Annotated in this window: 13 protein-coding genes; 6 read left to right on the plus strand and 7 right to left on the minus strand. The window is 34.3% G+C overall.

The window, feature by feature from the left end; all coding sequences use genetic code 11:
* Positions 1-6 precede the first annotated feature (6 nt).
* The 5 genes from FcAc13_RS11245 to katE form a co-directional block, all read right to left on the minus strand.
* Positions 7-666, minus strand: coding sequence for an OB-fold-containig protein (locus tag FcAc13_RS11245; protein WP_187756314.1), 660 nt, complete (start codon positions 664-666; stop codon positions 7-9).
* A 100-nt stretch (positions 667-766) separates the two neighbouring features.
* Positions 767-1,459, minus strand: a complete 693-nt coding sequence (locus tag FcAc13_RS11250) for a PspA/IM30 family protein (protein WP_187756315.1) — start codon at positions 1,457-1,459, stop codon at positions 767-769.
* A gap of 36 nt (positions 1,460-1,495) precedes the next feature.
* Entirely contained in the window at positions 1,496-2,149 is a 654-nt protein-coding gene (locus FcAc13_RS11255; RefSeq protein ID WP_187756316.1) for a YjfI family protein, read from the minus strand.
* Positions 2,150-2,414: 265 nt separating this feature from the next.
* Complete coding sequence (gene typA / locus FcAc13_RS11260) at positions 2,415-4,238, minus strand: translational GTPase TypA (protein ID WP_187756426.1); 1,824 nt, start codon at positions 4,236-4,238, stop codon at positions 2,415-2,417.
* Positions 4,239-4,497: 259 nt separating this feature from the next.
* Positions 4,498-6,735 (minus strand): catalase HPII, encoded by a 2,238-nt coding sequence (katE, locus tag FcAc13_RS11265; protein ID WP_223064594.1) that lies wholly within the window; start codon positions 6,733-6,735, stop codon positions 4,498-4,500.
* 305 nt (positions 6,736-7,040) lie between these two features.
* Here katE and cobB point away from each other — a divergent pair, with 305 nt between their 5' ends.
* On the plus strand, positions 7,041-7,736 hold the full coding sequence (gene cobB / locus FcAc13_RS11270; RefSeq protein WP_187756318.1) for a Sir2 family NAD+-dependent deacetylase: 696 nt from the start codon (positions 7,041-7,043) through the stop codon (positions 7,734-7,736).
* Between the two features lie 749 nt (positions 7,737-8,485).
* Here cobB and mobB read toward each other — a convergent pair.
* Together mobB and mobA are read right to left on the minus strand one after the other, a co-directional pair.
* Positions 8,486-8,977, minus strand: a complete 492-nt coding sequence (gene mobB, locus FcAc13_RS11275) for a molybdopterin-guanine dinucleotide biosynthesis protein B (RefSeq protein ID WP_187756319.1) — start codon at positions 8,975-8,977, stop codon at positions 8,486-8,488.
* Positions 8,968-9,555, minus strand: coding sequence for a molybdenum cofactor guanylyltransferase MobA (mobA, locus tag FcAc13_RS11280; protein WP_187756320.1), 588 nt, complete (start codon positions 9,553-9,555; stop codon positions 8,968-8,970). The genes mobB and mobA overlap by 10 nt, the downstream gene beginning before the upstream one ends.
* 83 nt (positions 9,556-9,638) lie before the next feature.
* Here mobA and FcAc13_RS11285 point away from each other — a divergent pair, with 83 nt between their 5' ends.
* From FcAc13_RS11285 to rsmG, 5 genes are all read left to right on the plus strand, one after another.
* Positions 9,639-9,902: a YihD family protein gene (locus FcAc13_RS11285; protein WP_187756321.1), complete on the plus strand. Its 264-nt coding sequence runs from the start codon at positions 9,639-9,641 to the stop codon at positions 9,900-9,902.
* A gap of 61 nt (positions 9,903-9,963) precedes the next feature.
* Positions 9,964-10,617, plus strand: a complete 654-nt coding sequence (locus FcAc13_RS11290; RefSeq protein WP_187756322.1) for a DsbA family protein — start codon at positions 9,964-9,966, stop codon at positions 10,615-10,617.
* A 216-nt stretch (positions 10,618-10,833) separates the two neighbouring features.
* The gene (gene polA / locus FcAc13_RS11295; protein ID WP_187756323.1) at positions 10,834-13,602 is read left to right on the plus strand and encodes a DNA polymerase I; all 2,769 of its coding nucleotides are present in this window, start codon (positions 10,834-10,836) and stop codon (positions 13,600-13,602) included.
* Between the two features lie 665 nt (positions 13,603-14,267).
* Entirely contained in the window at positions 14,268-16,160 is a 1,893-nt protein-coding gene (gene mnmG / locus FcAc13_RS11300) for a tRNA uridine-5-carboxymethylaminomethyl(34) synthesis enzyme MnmG (protein ID WP_187756324.1), read from the plus strand.
* 3 nt (positions 16,161-16,163) lie between these two features.
* Complete coding sequence (rsmG, locus tag FcAc13_RS11305) at positions 16,164-16,793, plus strand: 16S rRNA (guanine(527)-N(7))-methyltransferase RsmG (RefSeq protein WP_187756325.1); 630 nt, start codon at positions 16,164-16,166, stop codon at positions 16,791-16,793.
* The last annotated feature ends 40 nt before the right edge of the window (positions 16,794-16,833 follow it).

A 16,833-nucleotide genomic window follows, 5' to 3' on the forward strand; every position in this document is an offset into this window, starting at 1 on the left:
TTACCTTTACGATCCATTAAATTCATCAATACTCACGATTTGATAGCTATTATAAGTTGCATCATAATTAAGCAATATAGCTTTATCACCACGTTTAAATTGATATGATTCATCACACCTAACTTGTAAAATTAATCCAGCCCCCCCATCTTCATAAATTGCTTCACCTTTATCATTATTTACAACACTTGAACGAATGACGACGGTTTGTCCAAGTAAAGTCTTATGATTTGTCGCATTCAATTGCTTAAATAGCGGCCGTATTGGTCTAATAATAAAAGCTGTAATATATATAGCGATGATTAATACTACAAAAAATACAACGATACCCGCTGGATAATAAATCCATGGCACATCATAAAAAGGGAGGAGTAATAATTGAAAAGAACTATAAGAAATGATCCAACCAATCAACGAAATTAGCGTAATAATCAAGGTTAACGGGACTTGATTAAAACCAAATTTCATTAGAAGTCCCCCCAAACTGGTTGAAGGTATTTCCGCGTGATAGGCATCAACATCAAGGTCAAGATCGAGATCAAAATTAAGACAGTCTATAGCCAGTATACCCATTGCCGCAAACAGCCAATATAAAACACATAAAGTCAGTAAGCCACTGTAAATTACCACAGGAAAGGCAAGAAATATACTGACAAAAATATCCATTGTTATTTTTCCTTTTTATCCAAGATATCTGTGTGACATATTTTATGTTAGTTATTTTTTGCTATTTTAGCCTAAAAAAATCAAAAATAAATCACTTCACTTATTTAGCATTTTTTTCTTTTAATTTTGCTAAAATGATCGCAGCATTTTGATTTTCTGATTTAATTCCGGCTGCTTTTAATTTAGCATCTAATGGATCATGATTTTCTGACTGCGCTAATTCATTTTTCGCTTCAATTGTTGCCGCATTTTTTTCCTGACGCTGTTTAATTCTATCTAAGGAATCCAATGCTGTTTGTAATTTTGCTGTTGATCCCCCATAGCGTTGAGAAACAGCAGACTGTGCTTTTTGTACACTTTCTGTTGCCTTTACAATATCAACTTGTTGTTTTAAATTGCGAATATTAATTTCGGTTTGTGAAATAGTTTGTCGCAAATTCGTTACACTTTCAGCAAACGCTTTAGCTTGTTTTTGCTGACCAGCTAATACATTTTCAAGTTGCGAGATTTTTTCTGCAACTTCTAACGCTAATACTTCATCATTATTATCTAACGCTTTAAGTGCATAACCTTCATATTCAGTAATTTTCGATTGCGTTTCAACAACTTGTTTATCAGCCATTTTCTGCTGGGCCATAACACTAGCTAACGCTTCCTTCGCTTGTTTTAATTCACTATCAGCATCACGAATTTCTTGATCTAAAATACGTAATGCTTGTGTATCAATAATCGCTTCGCCAGCTTCATTTATGCCACCACGCAATGCCGTAATTAATTTTGATAATATTGCCATTTTTAAACCTCGTATTCTTTCTAATTCGATTAATGATTAATCTTGTTTATTTATATTTAAATAATGTTCATAAGCTTCTGTTGCTTTAATAACATTATCGGAAAGCATTTCAAGTTCATAAATAATATTACTTAATAACGATGTTGAACTTAATGCACCATACATTATATAGTTAACGCTACCATCACCGGCTTTTTCAATGGCAATAGTCGATAACGGGAAAAGTTTACGCGTACACAATACATCCTGATTAAATTTTTCTGGTTGGTTAACCATGTTTACCGGCCAAAGCAATGCTTCAACCATGATTTGTTGATTAGAAACACTTAAAAATAGCGGTAAATCACCATACTGATGCATAATTATATGCAAGCAGGCATCAACACCATCAATGATTTCAATGCTCGCCGTACCTTGTGTAAATAAAGGTTCCTTTTTTAAGGTTTGGTAAAGATCGGTAATACCCCATACTTCATTTTTTTTCATTGTATTTTTTTCCTGTAGTTTGTTCGTATTTATATCTTGGACATTATTTTGAAATTGGCGTAATTTCAGTTCTATTTCCTGTAATTTAGGTGTATTTTCTGGCAAAATCCACACTTCTTTTTTTACAAAACCTTGTTCTTGTAGACGTTGACGATAGCGTCTTTGATAAAAAGCAGAATTCTTAATTGGTTGCGTTTTTTCCATATAATTTGGCTAACAAAAAATGACATATTTAATAAAAGTAGATGAAGACATTTTATCACAATAATCTTACATGTAAATATCACATGTAAGATTATTTATTAAACAAAATATAAGCAAGCTTCACCTACGCCACTATTATTTATCAGCATAGCAAGCCAGTATTAAGGATAATTAATCGGTAAAGAAGAGGGGGTACTAAATAAAAACTGAGCGTACAAAAAAAGCGCTAACGTAATCGTCAACGCTTTTTAATTTTGAATAAAAATTAGTCGTTATTATTATTTCTGAATGCTCGTTTACGATCATTTTCCGTCAAATGACGCTTACGTAAACGAACGGATAATGGTGTAACCTCAACTAATTCATCATCATCAATAAATTCTAATGACTGTTCTAAGGTCATTTTAATTGGTGGTGATAGTGTTGTGGCTTCATCTGTACCGGCAGCTCGCATATTGGTTAATTTTTTACCAGTTAAACAGTTTACAGTTAAATCATTTGAGCGAGTATGAATACCGATGATTTGGCCTTCATATACTTCTACACCATGTCCGATAAATAAACGACCACGATCTTGTAAGCTATGTAATGCATATTCTAACGCTTTACCTGTTCCATTAGAAATTAATACCCCGTTAATACGTTGTCCAATCTCACCAGGACGCACATCATCATAATGGCTGAAAGTTGAATAAAGTAAACCAGTACCAGAAGTCATCGTTAAAAATTCAGTTCTAAAGCCAATTAAGCCACGGCTTGGAATATCGTAATCCAATCGCACTCGACCTTTACCATCTGGCATCATATTAGTCAGATTACCTTTACGTAAACCTAGTGCTTCCATTACCGGACCTTGGTGCTGTTCTTCAACATCAATGGTAACTTGTTCAAACGGCTCTTGTTTACGTCCATCAATCTCTTTAAAGATAACTTTTGGACGTGAAACTGCTAATTCATATCCTTCACGACGCATATTTTCGATTAATACGGAAAGATGCAATTCGCCACGACCTGAGACTTTAAAAGCATCTGGATCAGGGGTTTCTTCAACACGTAATGCCACATTATGCACTAACTCTTTCTTTAAACGCTCTAAAATTTGACGTGAAGTGACAAATTTTCCTTCTTTTCCAGCGAATGGGGATGTATTAACATTAAAAAACATGGTCACAGTTGGTTCATCAACTGTTAAAGCTGGTAGTGCTTCAACAGCATTGACATCACAAATCGTATCAGAGATATTTAAATCCCCTAATCCCGTTAAAGCGATAATATCGCCAGCTTCAGCAACATCAGCTTCATAACGTTGAAGACCTAAATGTCTTAAAACTTGTCCCACTTTACCATTACGCTTTTTACCTTCAGCATCAATAATCGTAATTTGTTGATTTGGTTTGATACGACCTCGTTTAACACGCCCAATACCGATTACACCCACATAACTATTATAATCAAGCTGAGAAATTTGCATTTGGAATGGACCATCAACATCAACTTTTGGTGGCTCAACATGTTTAACAATCGCTTCAAATAGCGGTGTCATATCTTCTGCCATAGCCTCATGATCTTCACCCGCTACACCCATTAATGCGGAAGCATAAATAATGGGAAAATCCAATTGTTCATCTGTGGCACCGAGATTAACAAATAAATCAAAAACTTGATCAACTACCCAATCAGGACGAGCACCTGGACGGTCTACTTTATTAATCACAACAATTGGTTTTAAACCATAAGCAAACGCTTTTTGCGTTACAAAACGGGTTTGTGGCATTGGTCCATCCATAGCATCAACCAGCAATAGCACAGAATCAACCATTGACATAACCCGCTCAACCTCACCACCAAAATCAGCATGGCCTGGGGTATCGACAATATTAATACGGTAACCATTCCAATCAATCGCCGTATTTTTTGCCAAAATGGTAATACCACGTTCTTTCTCTAACGCATTGGAATCCATAACACGTTCAGTGTCATCACCACGTGAATCAAGGGTTCCCGATTGTTTAAGGAGTTTATCAACCAATGTCGTTTTACCATGGTCAACGTGCGCAATAATGGCAATATTTCTTATATTTTCAATCACAATATCGATTCCAGAAAAAATTAACAGGATAATTAGGCGCAAAATTATACACCTTTTTTGAAATAAGTGTTGATCTTAAAGATAAATAATTACTTTTTTATTCCATATAGTGACATTTTTTAGCTAACAGATAAAAAATTAAACCAATATGTTGATTTATTTTAATAAATCAACCAGTTACATTTAATATTATAACTGATTGATTTTATTGAATATAATATGTTTATATTCTAATTTTAATACCAATCATTTTTGAGTATTAAGCTGGCACGGATAAAGCCTTTTCTTCACGTTCCCAGATACGATGCAAGGATAGGACTTTCATCAAGGTTAAAATCAATTCAACAATATTGTCATCCATCAACGTACCCTTATCTTCCTCAAGCATCGCCGCATCAAATAAACGTTTAGCATTATTGTGTAATGCAATTGGTTTAAGATGTTTATAAGCTTGTTGTAAATAATATTTAGCGTTACCGTCGTTGAGTAACATCTCAATATTTTGATTGGTTGGAACCACTACAGCATCAATGGTAACAGAAGGATTCCCTTCAATTGTACCATCTACTTTCAAGCTGTCACCTTGTTGCGTTTTTACCACTCCCATGTGTGGAGCAAGTAGTAAGCTGTAAAGCTTTTTCTTGGTCAACATTTCACGAATTTTATCGACAGATTCCCCACATACGCCGTCGCTCACTAATATAGCAACTTTACGACTAGTTAATGGTAATGTCTTATTGGCATACAAGCTCAGTGTCGGATCACTATCTAAGTTATTAAACAAAATCGGAGCGGGACGCGCTTTTTGTTCTGCGGTTAATGTAATACCTAAATGAGTGGCCACACCTTTCGCTAAATCATGATTAATGTTACATAACAAATCAACCACACGTTCACGAATATAAGGACGCATCACTTTACCCAATTCAAAACTAAAGGCGTTAATAATATGTTGTTGTTCGGTTGCTGTTTGACTTTGCCAGAAGAGCCGAGGCATGGAATAAAAGTTAGTCATCGATTCACTACGTTGCCGAATTTTTTCGCCATCCAATGTTTCTTGATAACTACTAAATCCACCATTTTGGGCTTTGGGGGCGGTTTCCCTTGGCCAGTTATTATTAATTGAGTTAGGTTCATAATTTGCCGGATTGGTATTGATTTCCATCCGATGAAATCCATCACGTTGCTGATTGTGGAATGGACAAACCGGTTTATTAATCGGGATCTCATTAAAATTGGCGCCACCAAGTCGATACATTTGAGTATCAATATACGAAAAGATACGACCTTGTAATAATGGATCATTTGAAAAATCAACACCAGGAACTAAATTAGCTGGGCAAAATGCCACTTGTTCAGTTTCGGCAAAATAGTTATCTGGATTGCGATTTAAGACCATTTTACCAATTCGTTGGACTGGCACTAAGGCTTCAGGAATTAATTTCGTCGCATCTAAAATATCAAAATCAAAATTATTTACTTGGCTTTCCGGAATAATTTGCAAACCAAGTTCATATTCTGGATAATCGCCAGCTTCAATGCTTTCCCATAAATTTTTACGATGAAAATCAGGATCACGTCCCATCAGGGCTTGAGCTTCATCCCAAATCATTGAACACGTTCCGGCAATCGGTTTCCAATGAAAACGTACAAAACAGCTTTCATTTTTACTATTTACTAACCGAAATGTATGGATACCAAACCCCTCCATATTACTATAACTCCGTGGAATACCACGATCAGACATTACAACCATCACATTTTGTATCGTTTCTGGTTGTAAAGAGACATAATCCCAAAAGCTATCATGGGCACTTTGTCCTTGTGGTACTTCATTGAGCGGTTCTGGTTTTACCGCATGAACAAAATCTGGAAATTTAATTGCATCTTGAATAAAAAATGTTGGCGTATTCACACCGACAATATCAAAATTTCCCTCTTGAGTATAAAATTTAGTGGCAAAGCCACGCACATCTCGTGCCGTATCAGCTGAACCACGTGAACCTTGCACGGTTGAAAAGCGCACAAACACGGGGGTTTTTAAGCCGGTATCATTTAAAAAGTTTGCTTTAGTGTATTTATCTAATGATTTATAAAGCTGAAAATAACCATGCGCCGCTGCACCACGCGCGTGAACTACCCGCTCTGGAATACGTTCACGGTCAAAGTGCATCATTTTATCGCGTAGTAAAAAATCTTCCATTAACGTTGGACCGCGCACCCCGGCTTTTAATGAATTTTGATTATCCGCTACTTTTACCCCAGTTGTGGTGGTCAATGGTTGATTATCATCGACACTGCGATAAGTATCCAAATCTTGTAATTTTGCATTACTATTTTGTGGTAATTTTTGTGAACCCGCAGCATAAGGTTCACTGCCTGGCTGAGTAGGTTTAGGCGTTGGTTTGATATTGATATCACTAGGTGCGGTGTCAAAAGTATGGGGGTGTACGGCTCGTTGATCTGGCATAACGGCTTTGTGGTACTTCTTACTCATCATTTGCTCCTGTTTACTATTTTATAAAAATTACAAAATTAATCATTCGTCGCGATGAGTTTGTGATGATGGAACTCACTTTATCATTTTTGTAGAAAACTCAATAAATTATCAAAAAATCACTTAATGTACAGATTAGCCAAAAAAAAACTTTATAACAATATCTATTTGATTTTATACTATTTTTACATATCTCTTTATAAAATTATTTCATTAAAACTCGATTTAAAATAATTAAGTAATATCAGTTATATATCAAAACCGTTACAATATAGCTAAAACTTATTAAAAAAGAGCGAACTATAATGAAAAAAACTAAATTCGTCATTTTAACTGGTGCTGGTATTTCAGCTGAATCAGGTTTAGCAACATTTCGTGCACAAAATGGTTTATGGGAAGGGTATAATGTGGATGATGTCGCCACATATGAAGGTTATTTACGTGATCCCGTTCAAGTTCATCGCTTCTACAATATGCTACGTAAAAAATTACAACAACCGAACGTTAAACCTAATACAGCTCATTTTGCATTAGCTAAATTAGAATACACAATAGGCAGCGAAAATGTAACCATTGTGACGCAAAATGTCGATAACCTCCATGAACAGGCAGGATCTAAAAATATTATTCATATGCATGGTGAGTTACTAAAAGTTCGTGATGAACAAACGGGTCAAATCTTCGATTGCTATGATGATATTTATTACGAGAAAAATAAAATGATTCGTCCACATATTGTTTGGTTTGGTGAAATACCACTTTATATAGATGAAATCCATCAACAAATAACACAAGCAGATTATTTTATTGCCATAGGCACATCCGGTCATGTCTATCCAGCAGCCAATTTTGTACAACTAGCCAATCAGTTTGGCGCACATACTATTGAATTAAATTTAGAACCATCGTTAAAAGAAAATCTGTTTGATCTAAAAATTTATGGACCTGCTAGCCAAATTGTACCCCATTTTATTCAACAGTTACTAACAAAAATCGCTTAGTAATAAATATGAATGATGAAAGAGGTTATTAATGCGATAGATGTTCTAACTAGTTCTGTTTACCTAAATTGACTATTTATCTCTCAATCCAGTTTGCTTTACAATGTAACCTATCATTGAGATAAATGGGATTGAATTGATGGGGAATTGGTAATACCGCAGCAAGTAAACTTGTTAGCTTTGGTGGTAATTATTTGGTATTAGTAGGAAAATAATATTGAATGCCAATTCTATAGCAAATATACCATTTCCCCATTGTCACTATTAAAGTAAAATTTTAGGATACGTTATTTTTACCAAATATTTTAAACAGTATACCTAAGAACCAATCGTTAACGGATACCATTCTGCAATAACCATAACAAGAGATTTTTAGTCACCTATTGGCTAAAATACTCGCGCCTTGTAACGATTGATGCTGTTGATTGTGTAATATCACTAAGTTAGAGACAAGAAGAGCAAAAAAAAATGATAAGCAAAATTTGTGATATCCAGCAGCGAAAGGTTATTTTTATATGCTCGAAGAGATCTGCATAATCACTCTATTATCGTTGTTGTATTTTATGCTAACGTATAATGTTTATTCAAACATTAACCTCGTACCTAATGGATTGATATATTTAAAATTCAATACAGATACTATTGATATGATAATCAATAAATTATCTACATATTGATGATATTATTTTTTTAACCATCAAGATAAAAGCGATCAATATTTTTATTGATAATTGATTCCTCCAATTGGATTAAGATATTGAAAGCAATAAATAATGCTTAATCCATTGGCTAATTGTTATTAAATCATTGATATCAAATTGTTTAATTGCAATATCCAGTTCGTAATCGGTAGCTATTGCCAGTGTATACTCATCATAAAATGGCGGTTTATCGAGAGAATGCCGATAACAGACAATTTTAGGAATCATTTCATGTTTAAACCCTTCGACTAAAACTAAATCAACTTGATTAAATTGTTTGGCTAATGTCAGTAAATCAGGTGGATTATGTGGTGTTTCAGTCATTAATGCCCATCGTTTATCACTAGCAACAATCACTTGATCTGCACCAGAATAACGCAACTGATAACTATCTTTACCGGGCAAGTCAATATCCATATTATGGTGGCTGTGTTTAATTACGGCTAAACGAATAGATTGTTGTTTTAGTAAAGGGATTAATTTTGTCAATAGCGTAGTTTTACCACTACCACTATAACCACATATTCCAATTATTTGCATTGCTTTTGATTCCAATAAGCCAATTGTTCTAACGTATTAATATTAATAAATACGTCTGGTTTATCACTAAAATCAACCTGAATAGCGTCGATTTGCTGTAAAAAACCAAGTAATTTTCGTTTACCTTGTAATAAATAATGTTTAATCATTGGAGCTAATTGACGATGAATTAGCATTAATGTAGGATGTGATTTTTCACCATCAAACACATAAGCCGCGAGATGAGTATCACAATGCGCTTGTAAGCGCTTAACTAAATCATCTGGTAAAAAAGGTGTATCACAACTTACCACTAAGTTCCAATCGGTTGAACTGGTTATTAATCCTGAGAAAATCCCTGCTAATGGTCCTAAAAAGCCAATTAATTCATCAACAATAACTGGATAGCCTGATTTTTGATACTGTTCAATATCTTGATTACAATTAATCACAATATGATTAACTTGCGGTTTTATTTTATTAATAACGTGATAGTATAATGGATTACCGTGTAATAATTGCAGTCCTTTATTCTGTCGATTCATTCGGCTACTTTGACCGCCAGCCAGAATAATTGCAGTTATAGGCATTAGTGACATAAATAATCGCTTATAGAGCATTGCTAAAATTTTAAATACCATTACTATAAGCAAAATTAATCAAAATAAATAGGTAAATTATTATGGCGTGCCATAGAATTGAAGAACTTATCGAACTTCTTACCCCAGCTTGGGAGAAAGAATCCGATTTAAATCTACTTGAATTTCTAGCTAAATTAGGTAGTGAAGCAGGTTATGAAGGCGAATTAAATAACTTGAGTGATGAAGTATTAATTTATCATTTGAAAATGCGTGATACAGATAAATCGGAAGCAATTCCTGGTATAAAAAAAGATTATGAAGCTGATTTTAAATCCGCTTTATTGAAAGCGCGTGGCATTACTTAATTACACTGATTTGAATCATTATATGACTAATTGAATGACTAAATTTTAGGAGCCTTTTAACATGTTTAAAAAGTTTTTTGTGACAATCAGTGCCATTATTATATCGTTTTGTACTTTGGCTGCTGAAACTGAAGAATCCGTTGAACCGGTTAAAATTACTGATGGCAAGCAATATTATAAATTAGCCAAGTTTGCTTCTCCCGAAAAAGAAGTGATTGAATTTTTTTCTTTTAATTGCTCATCTTGTTTTAAGCTTGAAAGAACATATAAAATTAACGAAACTATTACGTCTAATTTGCCGAAAAACATTAAATTTAAACGTTATCATTTAAATAATTTTGGTCCTCTCGCTGAAGAATTGTCGCAAGCATGGGCTATTGCAAATGTATTAGGTATCCAAAATGAAATAGCATCTGATCTTTATGATGGTATTCAACTTGATAAAACTATCAAAACAGCCGACGATATTAAAGGTGTTTTCATCAATTTAGGTATTGATGAAGCCAAGTATGAAAGCATGAAAGATAACTTTTTGGTAAAAGCCTTTGAAGTTCAGCAAAATGAAGCTAGAGATGAGTTACAACCAACATCGATTCCTAGTTTTTTCGTTAACAGATTGTATATTATTAATTCTCAAGGTCTAGATGCTACTTCTTATGAAACTTATATTAAGGATTATTCACGTGTAATCAATTTTTTACTACAACAAGATTAATCTACCATCCCAATGATAGTCAGAATACTAGCGTTAATTCTAATATTCTGACTAATCTTATTTTTATTTACCCCAATCCCTTTATATAAAATAACGAATAAATACTTTAATTAACTGACAAGAATCACCTTTTCTACGCTATGACTTTTATTTCTATCACTTTTGAGTATACTCATTATTAACAACTTGTTTATATTCAATCAAAGTGAATTTACTATGAAAACAGAAAAACCGATTATCCTTATCGATGGTTCATCCTATTTATATCGAGCCTTTTTTGCAACGCCTTCGTTAACAAATACCAAAGGGGAACCCACTGGTGCGATTTATGGCGTAACAAACATGATCAGAAGCCTGATTAATCAATATCAACCAACTCATATTGCGGTAGTTTTTGATGCCAAAGGAGGCTCTTTTAGAAAAACGTTATACAGCGAGTATAAAGCAACACGTGACGCTATGCCGGAAGATCTACGAGTACAAGTCGAACCTATTCATAACATTTTAAAAGCAATGGGATTACCACTATTATGTGTAGATAATGTTGAAGCTGATGACGTGATTGGTACACTAGCCAAACAAGCTGAAGCAGAAGGTCTATCAGTATTAATCAGCACTGGCGATAAAGATATGGCACAACTCGTTTCAGATAAAATTACTTTAATTAATACCATGAATAACGTTGTTTTAGATCCGAATGGTGTACAACAAAAATTTGGCGTGCCACCGACAAAAATTATCGATTATTTAGCCTTAATGGGTGACAGCTCCGATAATATTCCTGGTGTACCAGGTGTTGGAGAAAAAACAGCCAGTAGTTTACTTAGTGAATTTACAGGTATTGATGATATCTATCACAATATAGATAAAGTCATCACGCTATCTATTCGTGGAGCTAAATCTATTCAACAAAAATTAATCGATAATGAACAAGAAGCTCGTTTATCTTATTTACTCGCTACCATAAAAACCGATGTCGAACTCAATTTTAGTAATGAACAATTAAAACCACAACCAATTGACATTAATAAACTTAAGCAAATTTTTGAATACCACGGTTTTAATCGTTGGCTAACCGAACTTAATCATGGACGATTTATCAAATCAGAGCAACCTTTAGTTAATCAAGTGTCAGAAAACGATAAAAACAGTCAGTCATCAATCCCTTCCCCTCAAGCGGAAAAGCATTATGAAACTATATTAACCAGTGAACAATTAGACAGTTGGGTAAAAAAATTAGCCACCAGCCATTTAATTGCTTTTGATACTGAAACCAATAATATTGATCATTTTCACGCCGAGTTAGTCGGTATATCGTTGAGTATTGCTGAAAATGAAGCCTGTTATATACCAATTCATCATCACTATTTAGGTGTACCAAAACAGTTACCGCTTGATGAAGTTATCCAAAAGCTTAAACCAATATTTGAAAATGCAAAACTTAAAAAAGTTGGGCAAAATGTCAAATTTGATTATTCAATATTAGCGAATTATGGCATTACCGTACAAGGTATTACATATGATACCATGTTAGAATCTTACGTTCTTAATAGTAATGACAGACATGATTTAGATCATTTAGCCCAAAAACATCTACATGTAAAAACAATAACCTATGATGAATTAACCAAAGTCGATAAAAAGAAACTAACAATTGATAAAATCGATATCGAACACACCACACGTTATGCCTGTGAAGATGCTGATTTAACCCTTACTATTCATAACAAATTATGGGCTCAACTGAAACAAGATAGTAAATTAACGCACCTCTTTAATGATATTGAAATGCCATTAGCGATCATCTTAGCCAATATGGAAAGAACCGGTGTTTTAATCGATGAAAGCTTATTACACCAATATTCAACAGAGATCCAATCTAAACTTGATCAACTCGAACAACAGATTCATGACTTAGCTGGTGAAAAATTTAATATCGCTTCCCCTAAACAATTACAAGTCATTCTGTTTGAAAAAAATCAACTTCCAGTTATCAGAAAAACACCCAAAGGTGATCCATCAACGAATGAAGAAGTGTTAAGTGAACTAGCCAATGATTATGAATTACCCCGCCTGATTCTTGAATATCGCGGTCTAGCTAAACTTAAAAATACTTATACTGATAAATTACCATTAATGATAAGTCGCATTGATCATCGCGTACATACTAATTATAACCAAATTGGCACAGTAACAGGCCGTTTATCATCCAATGATCCAAATCTACAAAACATTCCAGTACGCAATGAGGAAGGACGTAAAATCCGTCAGGCTTTCATTGCTCCAAAAGGTTATAAGATTGTCTCAGCCGACTATTCACAAATTGAACTACGAATCATGGCGCATTTATCAAGAGACAAAAACTTATTAGATGCTTTTGCCAATAATAAAGATATTCACCGTTTTACCGCCAGTGAAATTCTTGGTAAACAAGAAAATGAAGTCACATCAGAAGAGCGTCGGCGTGCTAAAGCTGTCAATTTTGGTTTAATTTACGGTATGAGTGCTTTCGGTTTATCAAGACAAATTAATATTCCCAGAAATGAAGCAAAATTTTATATTGATCGCTATTTTGAGCGTTATCCCGGTGTTGAACAATATATGGAAAATACTCGTAAATTAGCTGCGGAAAAAGGTTATGTAGAAACCTTATCAGGTCGACGACTTTATTTACCGAGAATAAATTCTGCAAGCGGTATCGAAAAACGCGCAGCCGAACGTGCTGCAATTAATGCACCAATGCAAGGTACTGCTGCAGATATCATTAAAACTGCAATGATAGCTGTAAATCATTTTATTCAAAAACAAGGAGATAATGTTAAAATGGTCATGCAGGTACACGATGAATTAGTTTTTGAAGTAAAAGAAACCCATCTAGATACCATAACCGAGCAAATAAAAACGATTATGGAAAACTGCTATCAACTTCATATTCCTTTAAAAGTCGACGTAGGTTTTGGCAATAACTGGGACGAAGCGCACTAAATATAGTTTAAAAATTAAAGATGATCGAAGTGAACTTAAGATAACTACCAATCGATCATCTTCTCTCTTTGAAAACACTCAAATACGTCTCTTAATGCCTCTTTCCACATAATCAAATAAGATCGTCAGATTAACCAAATCTATCCTCGTTGTAAAAAGATGATCTTAATATAGCGAAATTTACAATTTTCTCGATAAAAATTCTGTTAAAAAAACATAAAAGATCCAAATAATTGATCGAATCATGCTGCCAAAATAACCTATTAATAAACAGAAAAACAGCGATCAAACTGATTTTTTGTGGATAACTCTGTCATTAAAACGATCACAATCCTGTTATCAACATGGAAATAACTTTCCACACATTAATCAATGTGGATAAAAAGGATCGTTATCCATAGCTTAATCCTAAGTTTAATTAGAGTTATCAACACGTTTTGATCCTTAACAACATATTGATAAATAAGGGATACAAAAATTTATACACAAAGATCTCTTTATTAATAATAAAAAATATAATCTAAAAACATAAAAGATCCTTTTAATTATTTAGTGATCACAAACAGATCATTTGACGTAGCTAAAAAGACGAGTAAAATTTATCATTCGAATAAATTCCTATCTCTTGATAGCCATTTTTTAATTATATTCAGTTGAGGTTAGATATGTTTTACCCGGATCTTTTCGATGTCATCATCGTCGGTGGCGGTCATGCAGGTACTGAAGCAGCAATGGCATCAGCAAGAATGGGTAGAAAAACACTGCTTTTAACCCATAATATCAATACATTAGGACAAATGTCATGCAATCCAGCAATTGGTGGCATTGGCAAAGGACACTTGGTTAAAGAGATCGATGCAATGGGTGGACTAATGGCCCAAGCAACGGATCATGCTGGGATCCAATTTAGGATCTTAAACGCCAGTAAAGGTCCTGCCGTTAGAGCTACGCGCGCACAAGCAGATCGTTCCTTATATCGCAATAACATCCGAATTGCATTGGAAAATCAACCTAATTTAATGCTTTTCCAACAATCAGTTGAAGATGTGATCATTAAAAACGATCAGATCACCGGTGTTATTACCCAAATGGGTATCAAATTCAAAGCTAAAGCAGTTGTGATCACAGCTGGTACATTTTTAGCTGGAAAGATCCATATTGGATTAAATAATTATAGTGGTGGACGCACAGGTGATCCTGCTTCAATCGGTTTATCACATGCTCTACATCAATACCCATTCAGAATAGGTCGCTTAAAAACAGGTACACCACCAAGGATCGATGCGCGTACAATTGATTTTTCTCAATTAGGGATCCAAGCGGGAGATGATCCTATACCCGTGTTTTCATTTTTAGGGAAACCAAGCGATCACCCTAAACAGATCCCTTGTTACATAACATCAACCAATGAAAAAACTCATGAGATCATTCGCAATAATTTAGATCGCAGCCCAATGTATACCGGCGTGATCGAAGGGATCGGACCGCGTTATTGTCCATCTATAGAGGATAAGATCATGCGTTTTGCGGATCGCAATTCTCATCAGATCTATTTAGAACCAGAAGGATTAAATAGTAATGAAATTTATCCAAACGGAATTTCTACCAGCTTACCATTTGATACACAGCTCGCTTTTGTACGTAGTATGAAAGGTCTCGAAAATGCGAACATTATAAGACCAGGATATGCAATTGAATATGATTATTTTGATCCACGGGATCTCAAACCAACTCTTGAAAGCAAAGTGATCAAAGGATTATTTTTAGCCGGTCAGATCAACGGTACTACCGGGTATGAAGAAGCTGCTGCCCAAGGACTGCTTGCAGGATTAAATGCAGCTCGTTTTGTGTATGACGAAGAACAATGGTATCCAACTCGCGATCAAGCTTATCTGGGCGTATTAGTTGACGATCTTTGTACATTAGGTACTAATGAACCTTATCGTATGTTTACTTCTCGTGCTGAATACCGTTTGATGTTACGCGAAGATAATGCCGATATCCGTTTAACTGAAATTGGTCGAAAGTTAGGTTTGGTAGATGATTATCGCTGGCTACAGTTTAATCAAAAAATAGAAGCTATTGAACAAGAACGTGCACGATTACGCGATATTTGGGTTCATCCACATATTGAAACTATTGATGAAGTCAATGCGGTGTTAAGTGCTAATTTAACCAAAGAAGCTAATGGTGAAGAGTTATTAAAACGTCCAGAGATGACTTATAAAACCTTAAAATCATTATCACTATTTGCTCCAGGTTTAGCAGAAGGACAAGCTGCAGAACAAGTTGAAATACAAGTTAAATATGATGGTTACATTAAATTGCAAATTGAAGAAATCGAACGACAGAAACGTAATGAAGAAACACTAATTCCGCAAGAAATTGATTATGCTGATATTTCAGGTTTATCTAATGAAGTTGTTGCCAAATTAAAACAACATAAACCGGTTTGTATCGGTCAAGCTTCGCGAATTTCAGGGATAACTCCAGCTGCAATCTCAATGTTATTAGTTTATTTAAAGAAAAAAAATTACATCTGTAAAAAGGCACTATAAGTTATGTTAAAAAGCCAATTAGTTAAACTTATTCAACAAACGGATCTTTTGATTAGCGAGGCACAAATTGATCAATTGATTCAATATGTCATGATGCTTGATAAATGGAATAAAGCTTATAATTTAACGTCTATACGTGATCCTAATGAAATGTTGATAAAACATATTATGGACAGTTTAGTCATTTCTCCATACTTATTAGGTCAAGAATTTATTGATGTTGGAACCGGCCCTGGATTACCAGGGATTCCACTAGCCATTATTAATCCAGATAAACACTTCGACTTAGTTGATAGTCTTGGTAAACGTGTGCGCTTTTTAAAACAAGTGCAATTCGAACTAAAATTAAGTAATATTCATCCGGAACAAAGTCGAATTGAAGCGTATCGTCATAAACAGTTTGATGGCGTAATCAGTCGTGCTTTTGCTTCTTTGATGGATATGCTTGATTGGTGTCAACATTTACCAAATAAAACGGGATTATTCTATGCATTAAAAAGTCAAGCTTCACAAGAAGAGTTAACTAACCTATCCCATGATTATCAATTAAAAAACTGTATAAAATTACAAATTCCGCAGTTAGATGCTGAACGTAACTTATTAATTATTCAAAAATTGACAGCTTTAAATTAAAAAATTTTTATCAAGACCACATATTACTTGATGTGTGGTC

Source organism: Frischella japonica, from assembly GCF_014489845.1.
GTDB classification, from domain to species: domain Bacteria; phylum Pseudomonadota; class Gammaproteobacteria; order Enterobacterales; family Orbaceae; genus Frischella; species Frischella japonica.